The organism is Streptomyces sp. CBMA29, from assembly GCF_014596445.1.
Taxonomy (GTDB): Bacteria; Actinomycetota; Actinomycetes; order Streptomycetales; family Streptomycetaceae; genus Actinacidiphila.
On sequence record NZ_MECL01000101.1, the window covers coordinates 1 to 23,318 of the forward strand.

27 protein-coding genes and 1 tRNA gene are annotated in these 23,318 nt (G+C 70.1%); 18 read left to right on the forward strand and 10 right to left on the reverse strand.

Translation table 11 applies throughout. The annotated features are described in order from the left end of the window. From BGM09_RS15370 to BGM09_RS15380, 3 genes are all read left to right on the forward strand, one after another. Window positions 1-749, forward strand: a 749-nt coding sequence (locus BGM09_RS15370; RefSeq protein ID WP_188282144.1) for an RDD family protein, incomplete at its 5' end; no start/stop codon positions are given. A 99-nt stretch (window positions 750-848) separates the two neighbouring features. After that, window positions 849-1,541, forward strand: coding sequence for an RDD family protein (locus BGM09_RS15375; RefSeq protein WP_188282145.1), 693 nt, complete (start codon window positions 849-851; stop codon window positions 1,539-1,541). Window positions 1,542-1,635: 94 nt separating this feature from the next. Next, window positions 1,636-2,109 (forward strand): RDD family protein, encoded by a 474-nt coding sequence (locus BGM09_RS15380; RefSeq protein ID WP_188282146.1) that lies wholly within the window; start codon window positions 1,636-1,638, stop codon window positions 2,107-2,109. A 94-nt stretch (window positions 2,110-2,203) separates the two neighbouring features. On the opposite strand, the gene BGM09_RS15385 is transcribed toward BGM09_RS15380, so the two are convergent. Continuing rightward, window positions 2,204-2,557, reverse strand: coding sequence for a hypothetical protein (locus BGM09_RS15385; protein ID WP_188282174.1), 354 nt, complete (start codon window positions 2,555-2,557; stop codon window positions 2,204-2,206). A 316-nt stretch (window positions 2,558-2,873) separates the two neighbouring features. Here BGM09_RS15385 and BGM09_RS15390 point away from each other — a divergent pair, with 316 nt between their 5' ends. Both BGM09_RS15390 and BGM09_RS15395 read left to right on the forward strand, forming a co-directional pair. Then, window positions 2,874-5,282 (forward strand): immune inhibitor A domain-containing protein, encoded by a 2,409-nt coding sequence (locus tag BGM09_RS15390; protein WP_223187022.1) that lies wholly within the window; start codon window positions 2,874-2,876, stop codon window positions 5,280-5,282. Between the two features lie 109 nt (window positions 5,283-5,391). Then, the gene (locus BGM09_RS15395; RefSeq protein WP_188282148.1) at window positions 5,392-5,715 is read left to right on the forward strand and encodes a hypothetical protein; all 324 of its coding nucleotides are present in this window, start codon (window positions 5,392-5,394) and stop codon (window positions 5,713-5,715) included. 4 nt (window positions 5,716-5,719) lie between these two features. Here BGM09_RS15395 and BGM09_RS15400 read toward each other — a convergent pair whose 3' ends face one another. Then, a complete protein-coding gene (locus BGM09_RS15400) occupies window positions 5,720-6,310 on the reverse strand; it encodes an isochorismatase family protein (RefSeq protein ID WP_188282149.1) in 591 nt (196 codons plus the stop codon). A gap of 228 nt (window positions 6,311-6,538) precedes the next feature. Further along, the gene (locus tag BGM09_RS15405) at window positions 6,539-7,867 is read right to left on the reverse strand and encodes a nicotinate phosphoribosyltransferase (RefSeq protein WP_188282150.1); all 1,329 of its coding nucleotides are present in this window, start codon (window positions 7,865-7,867) and stop codon (window positions 6,539-6,541) included. Window positions 7,868-8,021: 154 nt separating this feature from the next. On the opposite strand from BGM09_RS15405, the gene clpS reads away from it, so the two are divergent. The 8 genes from clpS to BGM09_RS15440 all read left to right on the forward strand — a co-directional run bounded on the left by clpS (window position 8,022) and on the right by BGM09_RS15440 (window position 13,352). Continuing rightward, window positions 8,022-8,333, forward strand: a complete 312-nt coding sequence (clpS, locus tag BGM09_RS15410) for an ATP-dependent Clp protease adapter ClpS (RefSeq protein WP_188282151.1) — start codon at window positions 8,022-8,024, stop codon at window positions 8,331-8,333. Beyond that, entirely contained in the window at window positions 8,333-8,899 is a 567-nt protein-coding gene (locus BGM09_RS15415) for a DUF2017 domain-containing protein (protein ID WP_188282169.1), read from the forward strand. The genes clpS and BGM09_RS15415 overlap by 1 nt, the downstream gene beginning before the upstream one ends. An 81-nt stretch (window positions 8,900-8,980) precedes the next feature. After that, window positions 8,981-10,420 (forward strand): amino acid permease, encoded by a 1,440-nt coding sequence (locus BGM09_RS15420; RefSeq protein ID WP_188282152.1) that lies wholly within the window; start codon window positions 8,981-8,983, stop codon window positions 10,418-10,420. Between the two features lie 19 nt (window positions 10,421-10,439). Next, on the forward strand, window positions 10,440-10,850 hold the full coding sequence (locus tag BGM09_RS15425) for a Mov34/MPN/PAD-1 family protein (protein ID WP_188282153.1): 411 nt from the start codon (window positions 10,440-10,442) through the stop codon (window positions 10,848-10,850). Between the two features lie 59 nt (window positions 10,851-10,909). Continuing rightward, a complete protein-coding gene (locus BGM09_RS38855; protein ID WP_317452711.1) occupies window positions 10,910-11,014 on the forward strand; it encodes a putative leader peptide in 105 nt (34 codons plus the stop codon). 109 nt (window positions 11,015-11,123) lie between these two features. Next, window positions 11,124-11,402 carry a MoaD/ThiS family protein gene (locus tag BGM09_RS15430; RefSeq protein WP_188282154.1) on the forward strand — a complete coding sequence of 93 codons (279 nt, stop codon included), beginning with the start codon at window positions 11,124-11,126 and terminating at the stop codon, window positions 11,400-11,402. Next, the gene (locus BGM09_RS15435; protein WP_188282155.1) at window positions 11,402-12,352 is read left to right on the forward strand and encodes a PLP-dependent cysteine synthase family protein; all 951 of its coding nucleotides are present in this window, start codon (window positions 11,402-11,404) and stop codon (window positions 12,350-12,352) included. The genes BGM09_RS15430 and BGM09_RS15435 overlap by 1 nt, the downstream gene beginning before the upstream one ends. Before the next feature lie 247 nt (window positions 12,353-12,599). Beyond that, window positions 12,600-13,352 carry an MBL fold metallo-hydrolase gene (locus tag BGM09_RS15440; protein WP_188282156.1) on the forward strand — a complete coding sequence of 251 codons (753 nt, stop codon included), beginning with the start codon at window positions 12,600-12,602 and terminating at the stop codon, window positions 13,350-13,352. Window positions 13,353-13,431: 79 nt separating this feature from the next. Here the strand turns inward: BGM09_RS15440 and BGM09_RS15445 are convergent, their stop codons facing one another. Next, a complete protein-coding gene (locus tag BGM09_RS15445) occupies window positions 13,432-14,691 on the reverse strand; it encodes a PTS transporter subunit EIIC (RefSeq protein WP_188282157.1) in 1,260 nt (419 codons plus the stop codon). 211 nt (window positions 14,692-14,902) lie between these two features. After that, entirely contained in the window at window positions 14,903-16,201 is a 1,299-nt protein-coding gene (locus BGM09_RS15450) for a PTS transporter subunit EIIC (RefSeq protein WP_188282158.1), read from the reverse strand. Window positions 16,202-16,417: 216 nt separating this feature from the next. Between BGM09_RS15450 and BGM09_RS15455 the strand changes: the two genes are divergently transcribed. The 3 genes from BGM09_RS15455 to rdgB all read left to right on the forward strand — a co-directional run bounded on the left by BGM09_RS15455 (window position 16,418) and on the right by rdgB (window position 18,198). Beyond that, the gene (locus tag BGM09_RS15455; RefSeq protein WP_188282159.1) at window positions 16,418-16,651 is read left to right on the forward strand and encodes a glucose PTS transporter subunit EIIB; all 234 of its coding nucleotides are present in this window, start codon (window positions 16,418-16,420) and stop codon (window positions 16,649-16,651) included. Window positions 16,652-16,818: 167 nt separating this feature from the next. After that, window positions 16,819-17,550, forward strand: a complete 732-nt coding sequence (gene rph / locus BGM09_RS15460) for a ribonuclease PH (protein WP_188282160.1) — start codon at window positions 16,819-16,821, stop codon at window positions 17,548-17,550. Window positions 17,551-17,592: 42 nt separating this feature from the next. Further along, on the forward strand, window positions 17,593-18,198 hold the full coding sequence (gene rdgB, locus BGM09_RS15465) for an RdgB/HAM1 family non-canonical purine NTP pyrophosphatase (protein WP_188282161.1): 606 nt from the start codon (window positions 17,593-17,595) through the stop codon (window positions 18,196-18,198). Between the two features lie 52 nt (window positions 18,199-18,250). Here the strand turns inward: rdgB and BGM09_RS15470 are convergent. The 4 genes from BGM09_RS15470 to bcp form a co-directional block, all read right to left on the reverse strand. Beyond that, window positions 18,251-18,337: transfer RNA gene (locus tag BGM09_RS15470), tRNA-Leu, on the reverse strand. Between the two features lie 49 nt (window positions 18,338-18,386). Next, window positions 18,387-18,884 (reverse strand): HNH endonuclease signature motif containing protein, encoded by a 498-nt coding sequence (locus BGM09_RS15475; protein WP_188282162.1) that lies wholly within the window; start codon window positions 18,882-18,884, stop codon window positions 18,387-18,389. Continuing rightward, window positions 18,884-19,393: an HNH endonuclease signature motif containing protein gene (locus BGM09_RS15480; RefSeq protein ID WP_188282163.1), complete on the reverse strand. Its 510-nt coding sequence runs from the start codon at window positions 19,391-19,393 to the stop codon at window positions 18,884-18,886. The genes BGM09_RS15475 and BGM09_RS15480 overlap by 1 nt, the downstream gene beginning before the upstream one ends. A gap of 71 nt (window positions 19,394-19,464) precedes the next feature. Further along, window positions 19,465-19,932, reverse strand: coding sequence for a thioredoxin-dependent thiol peroxidase (bcp, locus tag BGM09_RS15485; protein WP_188282164.1), 468 nt, complete (start codon window positions 19,930-19,932; stop codon window positions 19,465-19,467). 112 nt (window positions 19,933-20,044) lie between these two features. Between bcp and BGM09_RS15490 the strand changes: the two genes are divergently transcribed. Together BGM09_RS15490 and BGM09_RS15495 are read left to right on the forward strand one after the other, a co-directional pair. Continuing rightward, on the forward strand, window positions 20,045-20,377 hold the full coding sequence (locus BGM09_RS15490; protein ID WP_317452712.1) for a DUF3618 domain-containing protein: 333 nt from the start codon (window positions 20,045-20,047) through the stop codon (window positions 20,375-20,377). Window positions 20,378-20,438: 61 nt separating this feature from the next. Further along, a complete protein-coding gene (locus tag BGM09_RS15495) occupies window positions 20,439-20,741 on the forward strand; it encodes a GroES family chaperonin (protein WP_188282170.1) in 303 nt (100 codons plus the stop codon). A gap of 76 nt (window positions 20,742-20,817) precedes the next feature. Here the strand turns inward: BGM09_RS15495 and BGM09_RS15500 are convergent, their stop codons facing one another. Beyond that, entirely contained in the window at window positions 20,818-23,103 is a 2,286-nt protein-coding gene (locus BGM09_RS15500) for a transglycosylase domain-containing protein (RefSeq protein WP_188282166.1), read from the reverse strand. Window positions 23,104-23,318: the final 215 nt, after the last annotated feature.

A 23,318-nucleotide genomic window follows, 5' to 3' on the forward strand; every position in this document is an offset into this window, starting at 1 on the left:
CCCAGCAGTCGCCGCCCGCCGCCGAGCGGCCCCAGCCGCAGACACCGCCCCAACAGCCGCAGGCCGCCCCCCAGGCCCAGGCCCAGCCTCAACCTCAACCTCAACCTCACGCCCAGCCGCAGCCGCAGGCCGCGCCCTGGGCGCAGCAGGTGCACCATCTGGCCCGGCCGTCGGCGGGGGAGCAGGAGCGGTCCGCGGGCGAGGAGCGCCCGGCGCCGTGGCGGGCCCCGGCCGATGACCCGTTCCTGAGCATGATCTCGGCGCAGGGGCGGCCGGGCGCGCTGGTGCGGCGGTTCGCGGCGCGCGTGCTCGACACGGTGCTGTTCTGCGCGGTGACCGCCGCCGCCGCCGTACCGCTGGGCACGGCCGCGTACCACCACATCCACACGAAGGTGGACGACGCGAAGCAGAGCGGCGAGACCGTCAAGGTCTGGCTGATCGACGGCACGACGGGCCTGGAACTGGCCGTGGTGCTGCTGGTGGCGGTCCTGGCGGGCCTGCTGCTCGAAGTGCTGCCGACCGTCAAGTGGGGGCGCACGCTGGGCAAGAAGCTGGTGGGCCTGCGGGTGCTGGACGTCGAGGCGCAGATCCCGCCGACCTTCGGCCCGAGCCTTCGCCGCTGGCTGACCCACACCGTGCTGGACGTCCTGGTCGTCGGCGTCGTCGGCCTCGCCTGGTGCCTCTTCGACCGCCCGTGGCGCCAGTGCTGGCACGACAAGGTCGCGCGGACGTTCGTGGCGGCCGACTGAGCCTGCCTCCGGGGGCGGCGCCGTACGTCCGGGACGGTGGCGTACTCCGAACGGAGTCCGCAGCGGGCGGGCGGGCGGTGTCCGGGTTTGACTCGGGACATGAGTACCGATCAGCCAGCGCCCGGTTCCCCCCAGGACCCCTTCGCCAAGCCGCCAGGCGACCAGGGCGGCGGCCCGTACAACGGCGCCCAGGGCACCCCGCCGCCGGGCAATCCGTACGGCGGCGACCCGTACGGCGGCGGTCCCGCCGCCCCGGGCGGCCCCGGTGCTCCCGGCGGCCCGGCGAATCCGTACGGCGGCGGTCCTGGCGGGTCCGGTGACCCCAACAACCCCTACGGCGGGGCCCCGCAGGACCCGCTGGCCGGGATGCCGCCGCTGGCGGACGGCGGCAAGCGAGTGCTGGCCCGCGTCATCGATGTGATCATCGTGCTGATCCCGGCCGGTCTGCTGGACTGGGCGGCGGGCGGCACCGACAACTTCAGCAGCGGCAAGTCGGCGGTCGGCGGCGCCTTCTTCGCGGTGCTCGGCTTCCTCTACGAGTGGTTCATGACCCGGTCCACCGGTCAGACGGTGGGCAAGAAGCTGATGAAGCTGCGCGTCGCGATGCTCGAGAACGGCAGCGTGCCCACCTCCGCGGCGGCGGGGCTGCGCGCCCTCGTGCTGTGGCTGCCCGCCTTCTGCTGTAGCTGCGTCTGGTTCGTGATCCTCGGCATCACGGTGCTGTTCGACAAGCCGTACAAGCAGGGGCTCCAGGACAAGGCCGCCAAGACGGTGGTCGTCCAGACCACCTGACGGGCCGGCGGACCGGCAGCGGGGTCGGCGGCCGGGCGGAAAGGCGCCGCACACGCCCTGTACCGCCACCCGGATGGCTGATTGACTGAGTGTCATGAGTGCAGACCAGCCGTCCGGGATGGCCCCGCTCGCCTCCCTCGGCCAGCGGTTCCTGGCCCGGGTCGTCGACACCGTGATCCTGATCGTCCTCGACGTGGTGCTCAGCGCGGCGGTGTTCGGCGGTGATCTGTCCAATCCGGGTGACGCGGGCCGCAGCAAGGAGATCCTCGCGGGGGCGGCGACCTTCATCGCGTACTTCCTCTACGAGGGCGCCATGACGGCCGCCCGCGGGCAGACCCTCGGCAAGATGCTGCTGCGGATACGCGCGGCGCGCCTGGAGGACGGCGCGGTCCCCGGCGGCGTCGGCTGGACGCGGGCCGCGGTCTACGCACTGCCCGGCGTGCTCGTCACGATCCTGATCGGCCCGCTCTTCTGGCTGCTCAACTCCCTGTGGTGCACCTGGGACAAGCCGTTCCGGCAGTGCCTGCACGACAAGGCGGCCAGGACCGTGGTCGTGGCCGCCGTCTGACGCGGTGGAGCGGTGGAGCGGAGAAGCCGTGGCGCTGTGAAGTGCCGGTGTGCCGGTGTGTGCCGGAGTGGTGAGCGCGGGTCCGCGCCGGGCTTCAGCGTCGTAGTGACGCCTCGCTGACCCGCGACGACTCGCGTACGCCGCGACCGCCGGCCGCCCGCGGGAGCGGGCGCTGTGCGGCGGACAGTTGGGCGCCGGACTCGGCGGCGGAATTCGCGGAACCGGCGGAACCGGCGGGAGCGCCGGGCCGGGCCTGGGCGGACCGCACGCGGGCGACGAAGGGCAGGGTGACGGTCACCGCGACGAGCAGGCCCAGGATCAGTCCCGCCGCGCAAATGACGGCGACTCCCACGCCGGACCGTGCGTCCGACAGCAGGAGCATCGCGAAGGTGGACAGGACAACGGTCAGGGAACCGTAGGCGAGTTGCGCGGTCGTAGGACGCGGCATTGGGGGAATCCGTCCTCGGTAGCGGGCTGGCTCTACGCTTCGGCATGCCCGGCCCGAACATGGGGTAAGCGTGACCTAACCCACGGTGCGGAGCACGAGGGGGCGCACGGGGTCGCAAGCGTGTCAGGCATCTCATCCTGCGGACGGCGGTGTCCGTCAACGCACGGACGGCGGCGGCCGGTTGGTGTGACCTGTGGGTCCGCTGAGCGGTGCCGGGAAACCGGTAAACGTACTGGCCTGCCATGCTCAAGTCAAGATCTGTTTTTTCTCCCGTCACTCCGATGCAATGGACTTTCCCAAGGGGAGGTCAAAAATCTTGAAAACGCAGCGGAGGATCACCAAACCCGCCGCCCTGGCCCTCGCGATAGCCGTGCTGGGCGTCACCGCGGTCACCACCGCGGGGGCGTACGCGGCTCCCGCCGAGAAGGGGCAGCCCGCACCGGTGGCCAGCCACGATCCGGCGGAGAACCAGGCCCACGATCTGCCGGGCCCGTTCAGCGAGAAGCAGTCGGCCGAGCGCACGGCCGCGCTTCAGCAGGTCGTGAACGGCGACGCGACCGTACAGCAGCGCGGCGGCTCGAAGGTCGTCCAACTCGGCTCCGGCAAGGGCAAGAAGAGCAAGTACGTCGAGCTGGGCCGCGAGCAGACCGACAAGATCTTCACGATTCTGGTCGAGTTCGGCGACCAGGTCGACAGCACCACGACGTACGACCCGGACGGCCCCGACGGCCCGCAGCCGCCGGTCGTGAAGTACGGCGGCGACCCGGGCCCCGCGCACAACACCATCGCCAAGCCGGACCCGAAGAACGACAACAGCACGGCCTGGCAGGCGGATTACAACCAGCAGCACTTCAACGACCTCTACTTCTCGCACGACGCGAAGAAGGAGTCGCTGGCGAAGTACTACGAGAAGCAGTCCTCGGGCCGCTACTCGGTGGAGGGCGAGGTCTCCGCCTGGGTCAAGGTGCCCTGGAACGAGGCCCGTTACGGCTCCAACTACTGCGGCGCGACCACCTGCTCCAGCGTCTGGGACCTGATCCGCGACGCCACCACCGCGTACGTCGCCGACCAGAAGGCCCAGGGCCGCACCGACGCGCAGATCAAGGCGGACCTGGCCCAGTACGACCAGTGGGACCGCTACGACTACGACGGCGACGGCGACTTCAACGAGCCCGACGGCTACATCGACCACTTCCAGATCGTGCACGCGGGCGAGGACGAGTCCGCGGGCGGCGGCGCCCAGGGCGAGGACGCCCTGTGGGCGCACCGCTGGTACGCCTACGGCACCGACGCGGGTCGCACGGGTCCGGCCGACAACAAGGCCGGCGGCACCCAGATCGGCAACACCGGCATCTGGATCGGTGACTACACCCTCCAGCCGGAGAACGGCGGACTCGGCGTCTTCGCGCACGAGTACGGCCACGACCTCGGCCTGCCCGACGAGTACGACACCACGTACGTCGGCGAGTCCAGCGTCGGCTTCTGGTCGCTGATGTCCTCCGGCTCCTGGATGGGCACCGGCAAGAACTCGATCGGCGACCTCCCGGACGACATGAGCGCCTGGGACAAGCTCCAGCTCGGCTGGCTCAACTACGGGACGGCCAAGGCCGCTTCGCGGTCGACGACCAAGCTGGGCGTCGCCGAGTACAACACCAAGGACAAACAGGCGCTCATCGTCTCGCTGCCCGACAAGGCGGTCACCACCGCCATCACCGCGCCCGCCGAGGGCAGCAAGCAGTGGTGGAGCGGCAGCGGCGACAACCTGTCCAACACCCTGACCCGCTCGGTCGACCTGACCGGCAAGTCCTCGGCGTCGCTCGGCCTCAAGGGCTGGTGGGACATCGAGGAGGGGTACGACTACCTCTACACCGAGGCGTCCGCCGACGGCGGGGCCACCTGGACCGCGCTCGACGGCACCGCCAACGGCAAGTCCATCCCGCGCGACGGCGGCGGCACCCCGGCGCTGACCGGCACCAACGGCGCGTACCAGGACCTGTCCTTCCCGCTGGACGCCTACGCGGGCAAGCAGATCCAGCTCCGCTTCCGCTACCTGACCGACGGCGGCGTGGCCCAGCAGGGCTTCGCGGCCGACGCGATCTCGGTCACCGCGGACGGCGCGACCGTCTTCACCGACGGCGCCGAGACGGACGACAACGGCTGGACCGCCAAGGGCTTCTCCCGGATCGGGGCGTCGTTCACCAACGACTACCCGCAGTACTACATCGCGGAGAACCGGCAGTACGTCTCGTACGACAAGACGCTCAAGACCGGCCCGTACAACTTCGGCTGGACGAGCACCCGGCCGGACTGGGTCGAGCACTACCCGTACCAGAACGGTCTGCTGATCTGGCTGTGGGACACCTCGCAGGCCGACAACAACGTCGGCATCCACCCCGGCACCGGCCAGATCCTGCCGATCGACGCCCACGCCAAGGTGGAGAAGTGGGCCGACGGCAGCGTGATGCGCAACCGCATCCAGGCGTACGACTCGCCGTTCAGTTGGTTCCCGACCGACGGCTTCACCGTGCACTCCAACGGTGTCGCCGCCAAGGTCAAGGCGAAGCTCGGCAACCCGGTCTTCGACGACCACTACGGCTCGTACTGGGACGCCGCGAACCCGACCGGCGGGGTGAAGGTGTCCGACACCAACACCCGGATCACCATCGTCGGTGAGGCGTTCGACGGCAGCACGATGACCCTCCAGGTCGGGCCGGCGCACCGCTGACCGTCCTGAATCGGTCACACCTGCCGTGACCTGCTGTTTCATCCGGGTTCATCCCGCGTTCGGCCGTCGTCCTCTGGTGGGCGGCGGCCGAACGGCTGATGATGTGACCATGGCGGTCGGTGGATTCACCAAGCTCCCGGGCGGCACGGTCGTCGTCGCACTCGGCCTGCCGCATCCGGCGTGCCCCGAACGCACGGTACGGGTCGTGGTGCACGCCCAGAACCGGCAGCGGGCCCTCACCCGGCTCAGCAACCTCGGCTTCCGCGGCGCCCGGCTCACCGGCAACGCCGAGCCGCCCACCCCCGACGAGGTCACCGCGGTCCTGCACCACCCCGACGGCCTGGTCTGGCGCGAATACCGCGGCAAGGGGGACGTCGGCGACAGCACCGAGCTGTGGCACCCGATCTCGGCGCTGAACCGGGACAGCCCTTAGGCACCTAGCCGGAGACCACCGGGGTGCCGGTCAGCTCCACGCCCGCCTCGCGCAGCTCCACCAGCGCCCGGTCGGTCGTCGTGGGCGCCACGCCCGCGGTCAGCGAGAGCAGCACGCGGGTCGCGAAGCCGTCGCGTACGGAGTCCAGCGCGGTCGCCCGCACGCAGTGGTCGGTGGCGATGCCCACCACGTCCACCTCCGTGACGCCGCGCTCGCGCAGCCAGCCGGTCAGCGCCGCGCCGTTCTCGTCCAGGCCCTCGAAGCCGCTGTACGCCGCCGCGTACGCCCCCTTGTCGAAGACCGCGTCCACCGCGCCGGAGGCGACCGCGGGCGCGAAGTTCGGGTGGAACCCCGCGCCCTCCGTGCCCGCCACGCAGTGCACCGGCCACGACGTCACGAAGTCCGGCCGGTCCGAGAAGTGCGAGCCCGGGTCGATGTGGTGGTCCCTGGTGGCCACGACGTGGCGGTAGCCGCCCGCCGACTCCCCGATCAGGTCCGTGATCGCCGCGGCCACGTCGGCCCCGCCGGTCACCGCGAGGCTGCCGCCCTCGCAGAAGTCGTTCTGCACGTCGACGACGATCAATGCGCGGTGCATTTTGCCCTTCCGGCGGAAAGCGATGACTCATCCGCAGCCACGTCGCTGCGCTAGCAGAGCCTAGGGGTGCCCTTACCCCAACATAAGACGTTGCCCCGTCAGGGGCGCGGGGAACTGCGCGAGCGACCCACCTCCGGCCGGTGGCCGGGGGACAACCGCAGTTCCTTCCCCCAGCCTTCGGCCGGGAGGTGCCCCCAGCGCCCCTGACGGGGCCGCCCCCGCGCGGGGCTACACCAGCTCCGTGGGGAGCACGGGCTCGCCCCGTGAGAGCTGAGTCGCCGACAAGGGCAGACCGGCGCGAGCGGTGATGTGGCGGGCGCGGGCGGAGTCGAGGGGCTCGCGGCCGATGACCTCGCCGCGGCGGACGAGGGGGACGAGGAGCTGGCGGTCGGCGAGGTCGGCCGGCACGGCCCCGGTGCCGACCACCTCGGCGGCGGCGACGCCGTCCTCGTCGAGCCGCCGGGCGGCCCACTTGCGGCCGCCGACGCTCGTCTTGCCGCCGAGGGACTTCTTGGCGACGGAGACCAGCGGCTCGTCGGGGTCGTCGGAGGAGGCGCGGGCCACGAGCTTGTAGACCATCGAGCAGGTGGGGTGCCCGCTGCCGGTGACCAGGGAGGTGCCGACCCCGTAGGCGTCCACGGGCGCGGCGGCCATCGAGGCGATGGCGTACTCGTCCAGATCGGAGGTCACGATGATCTTCGTGTCCTTGGCGCCGAGGTCGTCGAGCTGCTGACGCACCCGGTAGGCGAGCAGCAGCAGGTCGCCGGAGTCGATCCGGACCGCTCCCAGCTCGGGCCCGGCGATCTCCACGGCGGTGCGCACGGCGCTGGTGAGGTCGTACGTGTCCACCAGCAGCGTCGTGCCGCGGCCGAGCGCGTCCACCTGCGCGGTGAACGCGTCGCGCTCGGTGTCGTGCAGCAGCGTGAAGGCGTGCGCGCTGGTGCCGATGGTCGGGATGCCGTACCGGAAAGCGGCGGCGAGGTTGGAGGAGGAGCCGAAGCCGCCGATGTACGCGGCCCGCGAGGCGGCCACCGCGGCCAGCTCGTGGGCGCGCCTGGCGCCCATCTCCATCAGCGGACGGCCGCCCGCGGCCACCGCCATCCGGGAGGCCGCCGCGGCGATCGCCGAGTCGTGGTTGAGGATCGACAGGATGACCGTCTCCAGCAGCACGGCCTCGGCGAAGGTGCCCTCGACGCGCAGGACCGGCGAGCCGGGGAAGTACACCTCGCCCTCCGGGTATCCCCAGATGTCGCCGGTGAAGCGGTAGCCCGCCAGCCAGTCGAGGGTCGCGGAGTCCACCACGCCCTCGCGCTCCAGGAATTCCAGCACGGGTTCGTCGAAGCGGAAGTTCTCCACCGCGTCGAGGACCCGGCCGGTGCCGGCGACCACTCCGTAGCGGCGCCCCTCGGGCAGCCTGCGGGTGAACGCCTCGAAGACCGAGCGGCGCTGCGCGGCGCCGCTGCGCAGGGCGGCCCGCAGCATCGTCAGCTCGTACCGGTCGGTGAACAGGGCGGTGGACGGCACGTCCACCGGCAGTCCCAGGTCTGCTGTGCTCATGGCGAGGATGCTACCCCCAATACTCGTCAGAGTGACGATTTCTCGGGGCACGTGTGCGCCGCCACACACCCGCGGATCGCGCGCGGGCGCAAAACCCCCCCATTCGGCGGTGCCGCGCACGCCCATTTGTGCGAGGTGCCACAGGAGCGGCAGCATGGAACCTGTGAGTGTCGCGCCAGTAGAAGTCGAGCGTCCCGAAGCGAGCGAAGCGCCTTTCGAGGTTCCCGCGCCGGACGTGCCGTGGGTGACCCTCGTCCACAACGACCCCGTCAACCTCATGAGCTACGTGACGTATGTCTTCCAGACCTACTTCGGGTACTCGAAGGGCAAGGCCAAGAAGCTGATGGAAGACGTCCATTACAAGGGCCGCGCCGTGGTGTCGAGCGGCACCCGCGAGGAGATGGAACGCGACGTGCAGGCGATGCACGGATACGGCCTGTGGGCGACCTTGACGCAGGACCGCTGATGGGCCGCCGCGCCCGTGCGGGCTACTTCGAGCGGGTCCGCGGCGGCGGCGCCGCGATCGAACTGGACACCGTGGAGATCTCCATCCTGCGCAGCCTCACCGCGCAGTTGCTCGAACTCGTCGGTCCGGGAAACCTTCCGGAAGGCGCGGCCGACGATGACGCGGACCCGCTGGCGGCCCTCTTCGCCGACGGCCCCACCAAGCCCCCGGAGGACCCGGCGCTGGCCCGGCTCTTCCCGAGCGCGTACGAGGAGACCGCCGACGCGGCCGAATTCCGCCGCTTCACCGAGAACGACCTGCGCGCCCGCAAGCGCGAGGACGCCCTCGCCGTGCTGCGCGCCCTGGACGCGGGCGGCCCGCAGATCAAGCTCACCGCCGACGAGGCCCGCCAGTGGCTCGGCACGCTCAACGACTTGCGGCTGTCCATCGGCGCCCGGCTGGAGGTCAGCGAGGACGAGCGCAGCGAGCTGTACCACCTGCCGGACGAGGACCCGCGCAAGCCGCTGATGCTCGCCTTCCAGTGGTTCGGCCTGCTCCAGGAGACCCTGCTCGAAGCCATCGCCTGAGCCGTGTCCGGCCCGCGCCCGACCTGACGGCCCGTCGGTTCCCGGCGGGCGGCCCCGTACCGCGCATGGTACGAATCCGGCATGAAGGATGCGCCGGACAGCACCGACGAGGGGTACGCGCGCGGGCTCGGCAGCCGCCAGATCCAGATGATCGCCATCGGCGGCGCGATCGGCACCGGCCTCTTCCTCGGCGCGGGCCGCGCCATCCACCAGGCGGGCCCCGGCCTGATCCTGATGTACGCCGTCGCGGGCGTCGCCATCTTCGCCATCATGCGCGCGCTGGGCGAACTCCTCACCTACCGACCGGTGTCCGGCTCCTTCGCCGACTACGCCCGCGAATTCCTCGGCCCCTTCGCGGGCTTCGTCACCGGCTGGACGTACTGGCTGATGTGGGTGGTCACCGGTATGGCCGAAGTCACCGCGGCGGCCACCTACCTCGCGTACTGGTGGCCGTGGATTCCACAGTGGACCGCCGCGCTCGGCTTCCTCGTGCTGCTCTTCGCGGCCAACCTGATCTCCGTGCGGCTCTTCGGCGAGGTCGAGTTCTGGCTGTCGATGGTGAAGGTCACCGCCATCGCGGGCATGATCCTCATCGGCGTCGGCGTCCTCACCCTCGGGGTGTCCGCGGCCGGTGACACCGCCTCGGTCGGCCACCTGTGGCGCGACGGCGGGGTCTTCCCGCACGGCGTCGGCTCCTCGCTGCTCACCCTCCAGATCGTCATGTTCGCCTATCTGGCCGTCGAACTCGTCGGCGTCACCGCGGGCGAGGCCGAGAACCCCCGCGAGACGCTGCCCAAGGCCATCAACACCCTTCCCTGGCGCATCGGCCTGTTCTACGTCGGCGCGCTCGCCGTCATCCTCTGCGTCGTCCCCTGGACCGAATTCCAGCCCGGTGTCAGCCCGTTCGTGGCCGCCTTCGCCCGGATCGGCATCCCCTTCGGCGCGGGCATCGTCAACTTCGTGGTGCTCACCGCCGCCCTGTCGTCCTGCAACTCCGGGATGTACTCCACCGGGCGCATGCTCCGCGACCTCGCCGTCAACGGCCAGGGCCCGCGGGTCTTCACCCGCCTCACCGCCCGCCGCACCCCGGCCACCGGCACCCTGGTCTCCGTCGCCCTGATGGGCACCGGCGTGTGGCTCAACTACGTCGACCCCGAGGGCGCGTTCACGTACATCACCGCCTTCGCGACCGTCGCCGCCGTCTGGACCTGGGGGGTGATCCTCGCCTCGCACATCCGCTACCGCGCCGCGGTCAAGGACGGGCGCGCGGCGGCGGCCTGGTTCACCGCGCCCGGCGGCGCCGTCGCCAGCTGGCTCGCGCTCGCCTTCCTCGCCTTGGTGCTGGTGCTGATCGGCGCCGACGCCGACGCCCGGATCTCGCTGTACGGCGTCCCGCTGTGGCTCGCGCTCCTGGCCGGCGGCTACGCGCTGCTCAAGCGCCGCAATCCGGCCGCCTTCGCCCGCAGGGCCCACCTGGCGCCCGCCCCCACTCCCGTGACCGCGACCACCGGCCCCGCGTAGCCCCTGTTATTTTTCCCGCATGCTCACCATCACCCAGGACCTGTACGACCGGATCGTCGCGCACGCCGAGGCCGACGCCCCCGACGAGGCGTGCGGGGTCATCGCGGGCCCCGAGGGCAGCGACCGCCCCGAGCGGTTCGTGCCCATGCTGAACGCGGCCCGCTCACCCACCTTCTACGAGTTCGACTCGATGGAGCAGCTCCGGCTCGACAAGGAGATGCGGCAGCGCGGCGAGGAGCAGGTGGTGATCTACCACTCGCACACCGCGACCGAGGCGTACCCCTCCCGTACCGACATCTCGCTCGCCCAGGAACCGGGCGCGCACTACGTGCTGGTCTCGCTCGCGGAGGAGTTCCAGTTCCGCTCGTTCCGCATCGTGGACGGTGTCGTCACCGAAGAACCCGTACAGGTCGTGGGTTCCGCCGTCTGATGGTCCGGATCGTGGGACGGCCATCTCGGCCCGCCAGGGGGAATCGATACGATGACCCCATGGTTCTCTTCGACGTGAGTGACAAGGCGCCGGGCACGCTGCTCGTGGCGCGGCTGCACGTCGACCTGTGCCGCCGCACCAGTGCGGCGTGTCAGGGCGCCTGACCGCCCGCGCCCGCTTCCGCACGCACCGCGAAAGACCGCTGAAGCCCCGCCCCGCACCGCCCAGCCCCGCCCCCTGTCGTCTTACGCACGCACTCACTGGAGCGCAGTCATGGCCATCGAGGTCCGCATCCCGACCATCCTCCGCACCTACACCGACGGCCAGAAGGCCGTCGAAGGCGCCGGGACCACCCTGGACGAGCTGTTCGCGGACCTCGACACCCGGCACGCGGGCCTGCGCGACCGCGTCGTGGACGGCGGCGAGCTGCGCCGCTTCGTGAACGTCTACCTCAACGACGAGGACGTCCGTTTCCTCGACGGCATCTCCACCAAGGTCGCCGACGGCGACAGCGTCACCATCCTGCCTGCCGTGGCAGGCGGCGCGCGCTGATGCGTTACGACAGTTCGCTGGCGGCGGTCGGCAACACCCCGCTGGTCCGCCTGCCGCGCCTGTCGCCGTCCGACGAGGTGAGCGTCTGGGCGAAGCTGGAGGACCGCAATCCGACCGGCTCGGTCAAGGACCGCCCGGCCCTGTACATGATCGAGCAGGCCGAGGCGGACGGCCGCCTCACCCCCGGCTGCACCATCCTGGAGCCCACCTCCGGCAACACCGGCATCTCGCTGGCCATGGCCGCCCGCCTCAAGGGCTACCGGATCGTCTGCGTCATGCCGGAGAACACCTCGTCCGAGCGGCGCGAGCTGCTGGCCATGTGGGGCGCGCGGATCATCTCCTCACCGGCCGCGGGCGGCTCCAACACCGCGGTCAGGGTCGCCAAGGAACTGGCCGCCGAGCACCCCGACTGGGTGATGCTCTACCAGTACGGCAACCCCGCCAACCCGGCCGCGCACTACGCCACCACCGGCCCGGAGATCCTCGCCGACCTCCCCACCATCACCCACTTCGTCGCCGGTCTCGGCACCACCGGCACCCTCATGGGCGTCGGCCGCTTCCTGCGCGAGAAGGTCCCCGGCGTTTCCGTCGTCGCCGCCGAGCCGCGCTACGACGATGTCGTCTACGGGCTGCGCAACCTCGACGAGGGCTTCGTGCCCGAGCTGTACGACGAGTCCGTGCTGACCACCCGCTTCTCCGTCGGCTCGCAGGACGCGGTCCGCCGCACCCGCGAACTCCTGTCGCAGGAAGGCATCTTCGCCGGGGTCTCCACCGGCGCCGCCCTGCACGCCGCCCTCGGCGTGGCCGCCAAGGCGCACCGCGCCGCCCAGCGCGCCGACATCGTCTTCGTCGTCGCCGACGGCGGCTGGAAGTACCTCTCCACCGGCATCTACACCGCCGAGTCCACCGAGGCCGCCGTCGCGGCCCTGCACGGCCAGCTCTGGGCCTGACCTTCACGCCGTCCGGCGCGCCCGGCGTTCCGGGACACCCCCGGGTGCGCGGGGGCCCGCGCCGGTGTTCGGCAACCGGTCCTGAGGCCCCCCGTACTGGTGATTCCGCCCACAACGAGGTGCGGGAGAGGCGCGTGAGGACCCCCCGCGCCTTACCCTCTCAAGACATGGCGGACCGTTCCGCCAATCCCCCCACTCCAGCCGGAATGGGGTGGTCTGTGGCGCGCCCACGGAGGTGTTTCCAGGAATGAAGCTCACCGTCGTCGGCTGCTCGGGGTCGTTCCCGTCCGCGGAATCGGCTTGTTCGAGCTACCTCGTCGAGGCCGACGGCTTCAGGCTGCTGATCGACATGGGCAATGGCGCCCTTGGCGAACTCCAGCGTCACTGCGGGCTGTACGACCTGGACGCCGTACTGCTCAGCCATCTGCACGCCGACCACTGCATCGACATGTGCGGCTACTTCGTGGCCCGCTACTACCGGCACGACGGCGGCCCCGCCGCCCCGATCCCGGTCTACGGCCCCGAGGGCACCGAGCGCCGTCTGAGCATCGCCTACGGCGACGTGCCGGACGAGAAGTGCATGAGCGAGGTCTTCGACTTCCGCACCCTGGAGCCCGGCGCCTTCCGCCTGGGCCCGTTCGGCATCACCACGGACCTGGTCAGCCACCCGGTCGAGGCGTACGGGTTCCGTATCGAGTACGAGGGCAGCACGCTGGCGTACTCCGGCGACACCGGCCCCTGCGCCGCCCTGGACGGGCTCGCGGACGGCGCCGACCTCTTCTTGTGCGAGGCGTCCTTCACGCACGGCAAGGAGGACATCCCCGAGCTGCACCTCAACGGCCGCGAGGCCGGGGAGGCCGCCGCCCGCGCCCGCGCCGGACGCCTGGTCCTCACCCACATCCCGCCGTGGACCAACCCCTCGGTCAACCTGCGTGACGCCAAGGCCGCCTTCGAAGGTCCGGTCGAACTCGCCGTCTCCGGCGCGGTCTACGAACTCTGACCGGAACGCGGACGGCGGGCCCGTAACCGTATCCGGTCCCGGACCCGCCGCGGGTGGCTGAACTGTCAGCGCGCGTACGTCACTTGGTGATGTCCTCGATCTCCTCCTCGGGCTCGCGGCCCGGGGTGGGGATGTTGAACTTGACGATCGCGAACCGGAAGACGAAGTAGTAGACCGCTCCGAAGACCAGGCCGATCGGGATGATCAGATACGGCTTGGTGGCGAGGTTCCAGTTCAGCGCGTAGTCGATGAAGCCCGCGGAGAAGGTGAAGCCCGCGTGCACGCCCAGCGCCCAGGTGATGGCCATCGACGCGGCGGTCAGCACGGCGTGGATCGCGTACAGCAGCGGCGCGACGAACATGAACGAGAACTCGATCGGCTCGGTGACGCCGGTCACGAACGAGGTCAGGGCGAGCGAGAGCATCATGCCCATGACGGCCTTGCGGCGCTCGGGGCGCGCGGTGTGCGCCATGGCCAGCGCGGCGGCGGGCAGGCCGAACATCATGATCGGGAAGAAGCCCGCCATGAACTGGCCCGCGGTCGGGTCGTGGGCGAAGAACCGGGTCAGGTCGCCGTGCACGATCGTGCCGGAGGCGTTCTTGTAGTCGCCGATCTGGAACCAGGCGACGGAGTTCACGAACTGGTGCATGCCGACCGGGATCAGACCGCGGTTGATCAGGCCGAACAGACCGGCGCCGACCGCGCCGAGGCCGGTCATCCACTCGCCGAAGTTGCTGATGCCCTCGCCGATCGGCTTCCAGACCAGGCCGAAGAAGACACCCATGCCGGTGCCGACGAAGGCCATGATGATCGGCACGAGGCGGCGGCCGTTGAAGAAGCCGAGCCAGTCGACCAGCTTGGTGCGGTGGAACCGCTGCCACAGCACGGCGGCCAGCAGACCCATCAGGATGCCGCCGAGGACACCGGGGTTGTTGTACGTGGCCGCGACGTCGACGCCCTTGTTGGCGGTGGTGTTGACGACCGCGTCGGTGACCGGGAACGCCTGGAGGACCCGGCTGTAGACCAGGAAGCCGACCAGGGCGGCCAGTGCGGTGGAGCCGTCGGACTTCTTCGCGAAGCCGATGGCGACGCCTATGCAGAACAGCAGCGGCAGGTTGTCGAAGACCGCGCCGCCGGCCTCGGCGAAGACGGTCGCGACCTTGCCCCAGCCCAGGCCGTCGGCGCCGAAGACGTCGGGCTGGCCGAGCCGGAGCAGGATGCCCGCGGCCGGCAGGACGGCGATCGGGAGCTGGAGGCTCCGTCCCACCTTCTGCAGACCCTGGAACAGGCCGGAGCCCCGCTTCTTCGCGGGAACCGCCGTGCCGGTGGCCGTACTCATCAGATTCCTCCTGGTGAGGCGGGCGCATGGAAGGGGACGGCCCGCCGCCGTGGTCTATACCACTCAGTGGTGTAGACCAGTTTTAACACGTGAGGGTGGCGTAAAGGAATCCATGATTCCGGTTCGTTGTGTATGTCATGGATCACACGCTGGGTGACATGACAAAAGCCCCCAAGTCCGTGGACTTGGGGGCTTTTACGACGCCGAATCGTTACTTTACGTTGCCCTGCTCCAGCTCGGCCTCGATCTCGTCGGGCTCCCGGCCCGGCGTGGCCAGGTTGAACCTCACGATCACGAAGCGGAAGAGGGCGTAGTAGACCACGGCGAAACACGCGCCGACGATCAGCAGCAGCCAGGGTTTGGTCGCCAGGTTCCAGTTCAGGCAGTAGTCGATCAGACCGGCCGAGAAGCTGAAGCCGTCCTTGGCGCCCAGCCCCCAGCAGACCGCCATCGAGACACCGGTCAGCACCGCGTGGAAGGCGTACAGCAGCGGTGCGATGAACAGGAAGGAGTACTCGATCGGCTCGGTGATCCCGGTGACGAACGACGTCAGGCCGACCGAGAGCATCATGCCGCTGATCTCCTTGCGGCGGTGCGGCTTGGCGGTGTGCGCGATGGCCAGCGCGGCGGCGGGCAGCGCGAACATCATGATCGGGAAGAAGCCGGTCTGGAACTGCCCGGCCGTCGGGTCGCCCGCCAGGAAGCGCGGGATGTCACCGTGCACGACCGTGCCGTCCGGCTTGGTGAAGTCGCCGAACTGGAACCACACGAAGGTGTTCAGGAACTGGTGCAGACCCACCGTGAGCAGCGCGCGGTTGGCGACACCGAAGATGCCCGAGCCGATCGCGCCGAGGTCCACCAGCCACTTGCTGAAGCTGGTCAGCGCGTCGCCGACCGGCGGCCAGACCCAGGTGCAGATCACCGCGAAGACGATCGCGACCCCGGCCATCATGATCGGCACCAGACGGCGGCCGTTGAAGAAGCCGAGCCAGTCGACCAGCCTGGTGCGGTGGAAGCGCTGCCAGAAGTACGCGGTCAGCAGCCCGAGCACGATGCCGCCGAAGACGCCGGGGTTCTGGTACGTGGCCGCCGCCGCCGTACCGTCCTTGGCGATGCACGCGCCCGCCGACAGTACGGTGCCGGGCCCGCAGTCCTTGGGGAACTGGTGCAGCACGCCGTTGTAGACCAGGAAACCGGCCACCGCGGCGAGCGCGGTCGAGCCGTCGGACTTCTTGGCCATGCCGATGGCCACACCCACGCAGAACAGCAGCGGCAGACCGATTGAGCCGTCCAGCAGCGCGCCGCCCGCGCCGACGAAGACCTTGGCCACCCGGTCCCAGCCGAGGCCGTCGGAGCCGAAGACGTCCGGCTGGCCGAGCCGGTTCAAGATGCCCGCGGCGGGCAGTACGGCGATGGGCAGCTGGAGGCTGCGGCCCATCTTCTGGAGCCCTTGGAACAGCACGCTCAACCAGGGTTTGCGGGGCGCCGCGGATGCGGTGGCCGAACTCATTCGGTGTCCTCCCTGACTGCTGCCTGCGGGCCTTCGCGTACAGTGGCCGTACATTGGTTTAGACCACTTGTGCGCAGGTGGCGCCCGTCCGGCAGGGGGGCGCCGCTGAGCGCCATGGTGGTCCACCCGGGGGTCAACCGCCCGTGAAGTTGGGCCAACCGTGCGTTACCGTGACATATCGGACTCACGGTGGGTCAGGGAAACAGGAGACAAGAGATGGCCAGCAAGGCTGAGAAGATCGTCGCCGGTCTCGGCGGACTCGACAACATCGAAGAGGTCGAGGGCTGCATCACCCGGCTGCGCACCGAAGTGCGGGACCCCTCCCTCGTCGACGAAGCCGCCCTCAAGGCCGCGGGCGCCCACGGCGTCGTCAAAATGGGCACCGCCATCCAGGTCGTCATCGGCACCGACGCCGACCCGATCGCGGCGGACATCGAAGACATGATGTGACGCGACACCCGCGCTGAACGTCCCAGGACCGCGTCACCCCGGCAGCCGGGATGGCGCGGTCTTTCGCGTTCCCTGCCGACGGCCGGGGGCCCGGGGGGCCCGGCGGCCCCCGCGCTCCCGGACCACCCGGTCCTGCGGGGCGGCCTCACCCGGATAGGCTCACGCGCATGTCACGATTCGACGGCCGCACCCCTGACCAGCTCCGCCCCGTCACCATCGAGCGCGCGTGGAGCAAGCACGCCGAGGGCTCCGTCCTCGTCTCCTTCGGCGACACCCGAGTGCTCTGCACCGCCAGCGCCACCCAGGGCGTACCCCGCTGGCGCAAAGGCAGCGGCGAAGGCTGGGTCACCGCCGAATACTCCATGCTCCCGCGCGCCACCAACACCCGCGGCGACCGCGAATCCGTCCGCGGCAAGATCGGCGGCCGCACCCACGAGATCTCCCGCCTCATCGGCCGCTCCCTGCGCGCCGTCATCGACTACAAAGCCCTCGGCGAGAACACCGTCGTCCTCGACTGCGACGTCCTCCAGGCCGACGGCGGCACCCGCACCGCCGCCATCACCGGCGCCTACGTCGCCCTCGCCGACGCCGTCACCTGGATGCAGACCAACCGCCTCATCCGCGCCAAGGCCCAGCCCCTCACCGGCACCGTCGCCGCCGTCAGCGTCGGCATCGTCGACGGCGTCCCCCTCCTCGACCTCGCCTACGAGGAAGACGTCAAGGCCGAAACCGACATGAACGTCGTCTGCACCGGCGACGGCCGCTTCGTCGAGGTCCAGGGCACCGCCGAAGGCCAGCCCTTCGACCGCGCCGAACTCGACGCCCTGCTCGCCCTCGCTGTGGGCGGCTGCACCGACCTCACCGCCGCCCAGGAAGCCGCACTGGCGGCCACCGCCTGACGCGTACACAGACGTCCACCGCGACGTGGAGATAATTCCCCCATGACCCGCCGCCTCGTACTCGCCACCCGCAACGCCCACAAGGTCACCGAACTCCACGCGATCCTCGCCGACAGCGGCCTGGACGTGGAACTCGTCGGGGCCGACGCCTACCCCGAGATCCCCGACGTCAAGGAAACCGGCGTCACCTTCGCCGAGAACGCCCTGCTCAAAGCACGGGCCCTGGCGGCCGGCACCGGACTGCCCGCCGTCGCCGACGACTCAGGACTCTGCGTCGACGTACTCGGCGGCGCCCCCGGCATCTTCTCCGCTCGCTGGGCGGGCAAGCACGGCGACGACGCGGCCAACCTCGAACTGCTCCTCGCCCAGCTCGGCGACATCGACACCCCCCACCGCGCCGCCCACTTCACCTGCGCCGCCGCCCTCGCCCTCCCCGACGGCACCACCCGCGTCGTCGAAGGCCACCTCCACGGCACCCTGCGCACCACCCCCGCCGGCGCCAACGGCTTCGGCTACGACCCCATCCTCCAGCCCGACGGCTCCACCCTCACCTGCGCCGAACTCACCCCCGCCGAAAAAAACGCCATCAGCCACCGCGGCCAGGCCTTCCGCGCCCTGACCCCCCTGGCAGCGGACCTCCTGGCCTGACCCCGCACATGACAATGGCCTGCGACTCAACCTTCGAATCGCAGGCCATTCATGGTGCGGCGGAAGGGATTCGAACCCTCAAGCCCGATCAAGGGCCACAGATCCTAAGTCTGTTGCGTCGCCATTGCGCCACCGCCGCAAGCCGCCGCCCATGCTACTCGGTCGGCGGCGGCGCTTACCAGCTTGCCTCAGCCCCCTCCAGCCACCCACCTGCGGCGATTCGCTCCGCACCATGTGTCAGTTGTGGCATGACAGTTCGGGCACAGCAGCCGCAGATTCCCGGGCCGGTCGTCCTGCCAGTCGCCGTTGACGTGGTCGACTTCCAGCGTCAGCGGCCTGTCCTGCCAGACCGGCCCCGTTCCGCACTCGGCGCACCGCTCGGGGACACCGATCTCTTTGAGCGCGCGGCGTAATTGGGTGGTCTTGGTCCGGCGTGCCCGATCGTGCTTGACGAGGATCTCCCCGGCCTCCTTACGCGGTGTCGGAGACGGCTTGCCACGTTGATGGGCCTGGCCGAGGAAGTGTGCGAGGGAGATCCCTTCTTCCGCGATCCGGCGACGCAACAGCACGCGTTTCGCCCCTGTGTCGGGCAGGCCGAGGCGGCGCAGCGTCTCGGCGAGGGAAATCGAAGCGGCCACGGCTTCGCGGAGCCGAGCGGAGTCCAGTTGTTGTCCACGGGCCGCCATCAGCCGGCGCTCCCTGTGACGGAACGGACGGGAGCCGCGTCTCGTCGCTCTCTGTTCCGCCTCCGGTATGTGTCTGTGGTCGCATGGCAGTTGGGGCACAAGTAGCGCAGGTTTTCGAGGCGGTTGTCTCGCCAATTGCCATCAATGTGGTCGACCTCCAGCGGGAGCGGGCGGCCACGCCAACTCGGCTCGGTGCCGCAGATCGCGCAGCGCTCTGTGCGTCCCATCGCCGTCATCGCCTGCTTCAACCGGTTGCTGGGCACCCGGCGGGCGCGTGGCCCTGATTGCTCGACGAGCAGTTCCTCCGGAGCTCGCCGCAGCTTCCTGCCTGCCCGGGGCGGGTGCCTGAAGTGCGAGGTGTCGACTCCCAGCTTCTTCATGCGCTCGCGCATGTAGTTGCGTGAGTGTCCTCGGGGCTCGACCCCTAGCCTCTTCAGCGCCTCCGAGAGGTTCCGCGCCCCGCGTGCCGCCTCGCTGAGCCGTTCGTAGGTGTAAGGACTGACTGGCATGTTCCCCTCCGTTCGACACCGCAAGGAAGCGGCGTCGAACGGATTAACGAATCTGGTGACGGAGGGTTACGTCAGATGGAGAGGTCTTTGAGGAGTTTGGCGACGTGGCCGGTGGCCTTGACGTTGTAGAGGGCGTGGGCGACTTTGCCGGATTCGTCGACGATGACGGTGGAGCGGATGACGCCGGTGACGGTTTTGCCGTAGAGCTTTTTCTCGCCGAAGGCGCCGTAGGAGGTGAGGACGGCCTTGTCGGGGTCGGCCACGAGGGTGACCTTGAGGGATTCCTTCTCGCGGAATTTGGCGAGCTTTTCCGGCTTGTCGGGGGAGACGCCGATGACGTCGTATCCCGCGGAGGCGAGGACGTCGAGATTGTCGGTGAAGTCGCACGCCTGCTTGGTGCAGCCGGGGGTGAGAGCGGCCGGGTAGAAGTAGACGATGACCTTGCGGCCGCGGTGGTCGGCGAGGGAGACGGGGTTGCCGTCGGCGTCCGGAAGGGTGAAGTCGGGGGCGGTGTCGCCGGGGGCCAGGCGTTCGGACATGGGGGAAACTCCTTGTGCAATGGGGCGCATTCGGGGGTGCCGACGGGGCGCGGGCCGCGTCGTACTGACAGACTGTCCGAACGCTACCGAATCAGGCGATGGAGGAACCGCGGTGTCGGAAGGGTCGGAAGTCAGGACGGCCGCCCAGATCGAGGCGGAGATCACCCGCAGGCGGCAGGATCTGGCGTCGACGCTGGACGAGATCGCGGTACGGGTGCACCCGGTGACGATTGTCCGGGACACCAAGGCCAAGGCCGTCTCCGCGGTGGACCGCAGTGTCGGGCAGGCGTATGTGGCGGCGAACCGCGCGGTCGGCAGGACGCGTGCGCACTTCGTGGACGAGAAGGGCGCGCCCCGGCCCGAGCGGGTCATTCCGGCGGCGGTCGCCGGGGTGGCGCTGGTCGCCGCGGTGGCCGGTCTCACGGTGTGGCGGCGCCGCCGGTAACGTCGTGGCCGTGAGTTCGAAGAGTTCGAAGAGCGAGCAGCACGACAAGCTGCCCATCCGCATGCTGCACGACCGCGTTCTGGTGCGCCAGGACAGCGGTGAGGGTGAACGCCGCAGTGGCGGCGGGATTCTGATTCCGGCGACCGCGGCCGTCGGCAAGCGCCTGGCGTGGGCCGAGGTCGTGGCCGTCGGGCAGAATGTGCGGACCGTCGAGGTCGGCGACCGGGTGCTGTACGACCCGGAGGACCGGGCCGAGGTCGAGGTGCGCGGTGTCGCGTACGTCCTGATGCGTGAGCGCGATCTGCACGCGGTCGCCGCCGAGCGGCTCCAGGGCTCGGAGGATTCCACCGGGCTGTATCTCTGAGGCCGGTGGTCCCCCGGAGCCCGAGCAGCTGAGGCCCCTACCCGCGGGGCCGGGCCTCCGCACCCGCCGGGCCCCCTCACCCGCCCGGTGAGCTGTTCCCGTCCGGCCCCGCCGTACCCCCGCCGCCCCCGCCTCCGTTGCCGCCGCCTCCCGGACTCGTCCCGCCCGTCACCCCGCCGATCGGGTTGAACGTGTCGGACGGTGTCGGCTCGGTGGTCGGGGGCTGCGTCGTGGGCGGTTCGGTGGTCGGGGGTTGTGTGGTGGGCGGCACGGTGGTCGTCGGGGGAGGGGTGGTCGGCGGCTCGGTCGTGGGCGGCGTCGTTGTCGGGGTGTCGGTCGGGCTCGCGGTGGTCGTCGGCGGCTGGGTGGGCAGGCCGCTCTGTACGTCCAGCGAGAAGTTCTGCTTGGGCACGCCCTTGAGCGCCGCCGCGGTGTAGTCGGCCCACACCGAGCCGGGCGGCCCGCCGCCGTTGATCCGCGGCAGATTCATCGAGCCGTACAGCGGCTCCTGTTTGCCGTTGTCCGGGTTCATGCCCAACACGGCGACCACGGTGGCGAGTTTGGGCGTGTAGCCGGCGAACCAGGCGGCGATGTCGTCGTCCGCCGTACCGGTCTTGGCGGCCGACGGCCAGCCGGAGTCCTGGGCGACGGTCGCGGTCGCGCCGGGGCTGTCGACGACGCTGCGCAGGATGGACGTCGTGGTGTCGGCGGCCTGGCGGGGCACGGACTGGACGGCGTCCCGCTTGGGCAGGCCCACGTCGTTGCCGTCCTTGGTGATCTTCAGGACCAGCGAGTACGGGATCTCCTTGCCGTGGTTGGCGAGTGTGGCGTACATCTGCGCCATGTCCAGCGGGCTGGCCCCGAAGGCGCCGAGCGCCATCGCGGGTGTCTCGGGGATCTTGACGTCGTCGGGCATGCCCAGGTCGTGCGCGGTGTCGATCACCTTGCGGGTGCCGACGTCCTGCGCCATCTGCGCGAAGACGGCGTTGACGGACTTGTCCATGGCGCGGGTGACGGTGATGTCGGGGTAGGACGCCTGGTCCTCGTTCTCCGGCTTGTAGCCGGTGGGCCCGTCGGGGCCGACCACCTCGCGCTTGTTGGTGCCGTCGTAGACCGTCTTGGGGGTGATGGGCTCCTTGTCCTGCGTGGAGGACTCGTGCTGGACGGCGGAGGCGAAGATCACCGGCTTGAAGGTCGAGCCGGGCGGATACGTGGCGTTGGTGGCGCTGCTGACGTACTGCTTGGTGTAGTCGATGCCGCCGTAGAGGGCGACGACGTTCCCGGTGGCCGGGTCGATGGAGGCGCCGCCCGCGCGTACGTACTTGTCGGCGGTCTTGTGGCCGAGCTGGTCGTAGATGTTCTTCTGGGCGGCGTCGACGAAGGCGTCTTCCTTGGGCTTCTGGACCGTGGTGACGATGCGGTAGCCGCCCAGGCGCAGGGTGTCGGCGTCGACGATGTGGTTGTCGGAGAGATAGCGGTTGACGGCTTCGATGATGTAGCCGCGCTGTCCCGCCTTGCTGGCGACGGGCTTGGGCTTGCCGATGTCGGGGAAGACCGTCGCGTTGCGCTCGGACTGGCTGAGCCAGCCCTCCTTGACCATGCCGTCCAGGACGTAGTTCCAACGGCCTTTCGCCGCCGGGGCGTTCTCCGGGTGGGCGACCAGGTCGTATTCGCTGGGCGCGTTCAACAGCGTTGCCAGGTAGGCGCCTTGGGCGGTCGTCAATTCGCCGGCGTTGATGCCGAAGTACGCCTGGGAGGCGGCCTGGATGCCGTACGCGTTGCGTCCGTAGTAGCTGGTGTTGAGATAGCCCTCAAGGATCTGGTCCTTGGTCTCGTTGCGGTCCAGCTTGATCGCGATGAAGAATTCCTTGACCTTGCGGACCGCGGTCTGCGACTGGTTCAGGTAGTAGTTCTTCACGTACTGCTGGGTGATGGTGGAGCCGGACTGCCGGCCCTTGCCGGTGGCGGTGTTCCAGGCGGCGCGGAGCATGGCCTTGGGGCTGACGGCGGACTCGTGGTAGAAATTCCGGTCCTCCGCGGAGAGCACGGCGTGCTGCGCGGTCTTGGCGACGCCGCTGAGGGTGACGTTCTCGCGGTTGATCGCGCCGTCGCGGGCGATCTCCGTCTTGCCGTCGGCGTACACGTACACGTTGCTCTGCGCGGTGGCGGCGGCGTTCGGGTCGGGGATGGAGACCAGCGCGTAGCCGAGGAAGAAGCCGCCGATGAGGACGATCAGGACGGCGAGTACGCCGCCGGTGACCATGCGCCAGGTCGGCAGCAGCCGGCGCAGGCCGGTACGGCGCGGCCGTCCCCTGCGGTCGGTGAGCGTCGGGCGCGGTCCCCAGCCCTGCCCGCCGGTCATGCCCGCTCGCCCGTCGTCGGTTTCGGCTCGTGGCTCATATCTGTGGGGACTCCTCCGCCGCTGCCGGGGTTGGTCCGCGGCGGAACATGATGGACCAATCGTTACGTACGCTTACGTAGGCCGCCGCCAAACACTGTCGCACCATGAGCCCGCCGGGGTTCAACGGCGCGCATCCGTGACAGGGCTGTGACAGGCCGGACGGCGCACGCGTGTCA

Bases quoted from the DNA above. Each gene is read 5' to 3' on its own strand.
- bcp (WP_188282164.1), bottom strand. From the start codon at position 19,932: ATGTCCGAACGCCTGGCCCCCGGCGACACCGCCCCCGACTTCACCCTT.
- BGM09_RS15405 (WP_188282150.1), bottom strand. From the start codon at position 7,867: ATGAGCACAGCAGACCTGGGACTGCCGGTGGACGTGCCGTCCACCGCC.
- BGM09_RS15480 (WP_188282163.1), bottom strand. From the start codon at position 19,393: ATGCCAGTCAGTCCTTACACCTACGAACGGCTCAGCGAGGCGGCACGC.
- BGM09_RS15385 (WP_188282174.1), bottom strand. From the start codon at position 2,557: ATGCCGCGTCCTACGACCGCGCAACTCGCCTACGGTTCCCTGACCGTT.
- BGM09_RS15500 (WP_188282166.1), bottom strand. From the start codon at position 23,103: ATGACCGGCGGGCAGGGCTGGGGACCGCGCCCGACGCTCACCGACCGC.
- BGM09_RS15395 (WP_188282148.1), top strand. From the start codon at position 5,392: ATGGCGGTCGGTGGATTCACCAAGCTCCCGGGCGGCACGGTCGTCGTC.
- BGM09_RS15445 (WP_188282157.1), bottom strand. From the start codon at position 14,691: ATGAGTACGGCCACCGGCACGGCGGTTCCCGCGAAGAAGCGGGGCTCC.
- BGM09_RS38855 (WP_317452711.1), top strand. From the start codon at position 10,910: ATGGTTCTCTTCGACGTGAGTGACAAGGCGCCGGGCACGCTGCTCGTG.
- rph (WP_188282160.1), top strand. From the start codon at position 16,819: ATGTCACGATTCGACGGCCGCACCCCTGACCAGCTCCGCCCCGTCACC.
- BGM09_RS15440 (WP_188282156.1), top strand. From the start codon at position 12,600: ATGAAGCTCACCGTCGTCGGCTGCTCGGGGTCGTTCCCGTCCGCGGAA.
- BGM09_RS15380 (WP_188282146.1), top strand. From the start codon at position 1,636: ATGAGTGCAGACCAGCCGTCCGGGATGGCCCCGCTCGCCTCCCTCGGC.
- BGM09_RS15475 (WP_188282162.1), bottom strand. From the start codon at position 18,884: ATGGCGGCCCGTGGACAACAACTGGACTCCGCTCGGCTCCGCGAAGCC.
- clpS (WP_188282151.1), top strand. From the start codon at position 8,022: ATGGAACCTGTGAGTGTCGCGCCAGTAGAAGTCGAGCGTCCCGAAGCG.
- BGM09_RS15430 (WP_188282154.1), top strand. From the start codon at position 11,124: ATGGCCATCGAGGTCCGCATCCCGACCATCCTCCGCACCTACACCGAC.
- BGM09_RS15375 (WP_188282145.1), top strand. From the start codon at position 849: ATGAGTACCGATCAGCCAGCGCCCGGTTCCCCCCAGGACCCCTTCGCC.
- BGM09_RS15495 (WP_188282170.1), top strand. From the start codon at position 20,439: ATGCTGCACGACCGCGTTCTGGTGCGCCAGGACAGCGGTGAGGGTGAA.
- BGM09_RS15420 (WP_188282152.1), top strand. From the start codon at position 8,981: ATGAAGGATGCGCCGGACAGCACCGACGAGGGGTACGCGCGCGGGCTC.
- rdgB (WP_188282161.1), top strand. From the start codon at position 17,593: ATGACCCGCCGCCTCGTACTCGCCACCCGCAACGCCCACAAGGTCACC.
- BGM09_RS15425 (WP_188282153.1), top strand. From the start codon at position 10,440: ATGCTCACCATCACCCAGGACCTGTACGACCGGATCGTCGCGCACGCC.
- BGM09_RS15435 (WP_188282155.1), top strand. From the start codon at position 11,402: ATGCGTTACGACAGTTCGCTGGCGGCGGTCGGCAACACCCCGCTGGTC.
- BGM09_RS15415 (WP_188282169.1), top strand. From the start codon at position 8,333: ATGGGCCGCCGCGCCCGTGCGGGCTACTTCGAGCGGGTCCGCGGCGGC.
- BGM09_RS15400 (WP_188282149.1), bottom strand. From the start codon at position 6,310: ATGCACCGCGCATTGATCGTCGTCGACGTGCAGAACGACTTCTGCGAG.
- BGM09_RS15450 (WP_188282158.1), bottom strand. From the start codon at position 16,201: ATGAGTTCGGCCACCGCATCCGCGGCGCCCCGCAAACCCTGGTTGAGC.
- BGM09_RS15455 (WP_188282159.1), top strand. From the start codon at position 16,418: ATGGCCAGCAAGGCTGAGAAGATCGTCGCCGGTCTCGGCGGACTCGAC.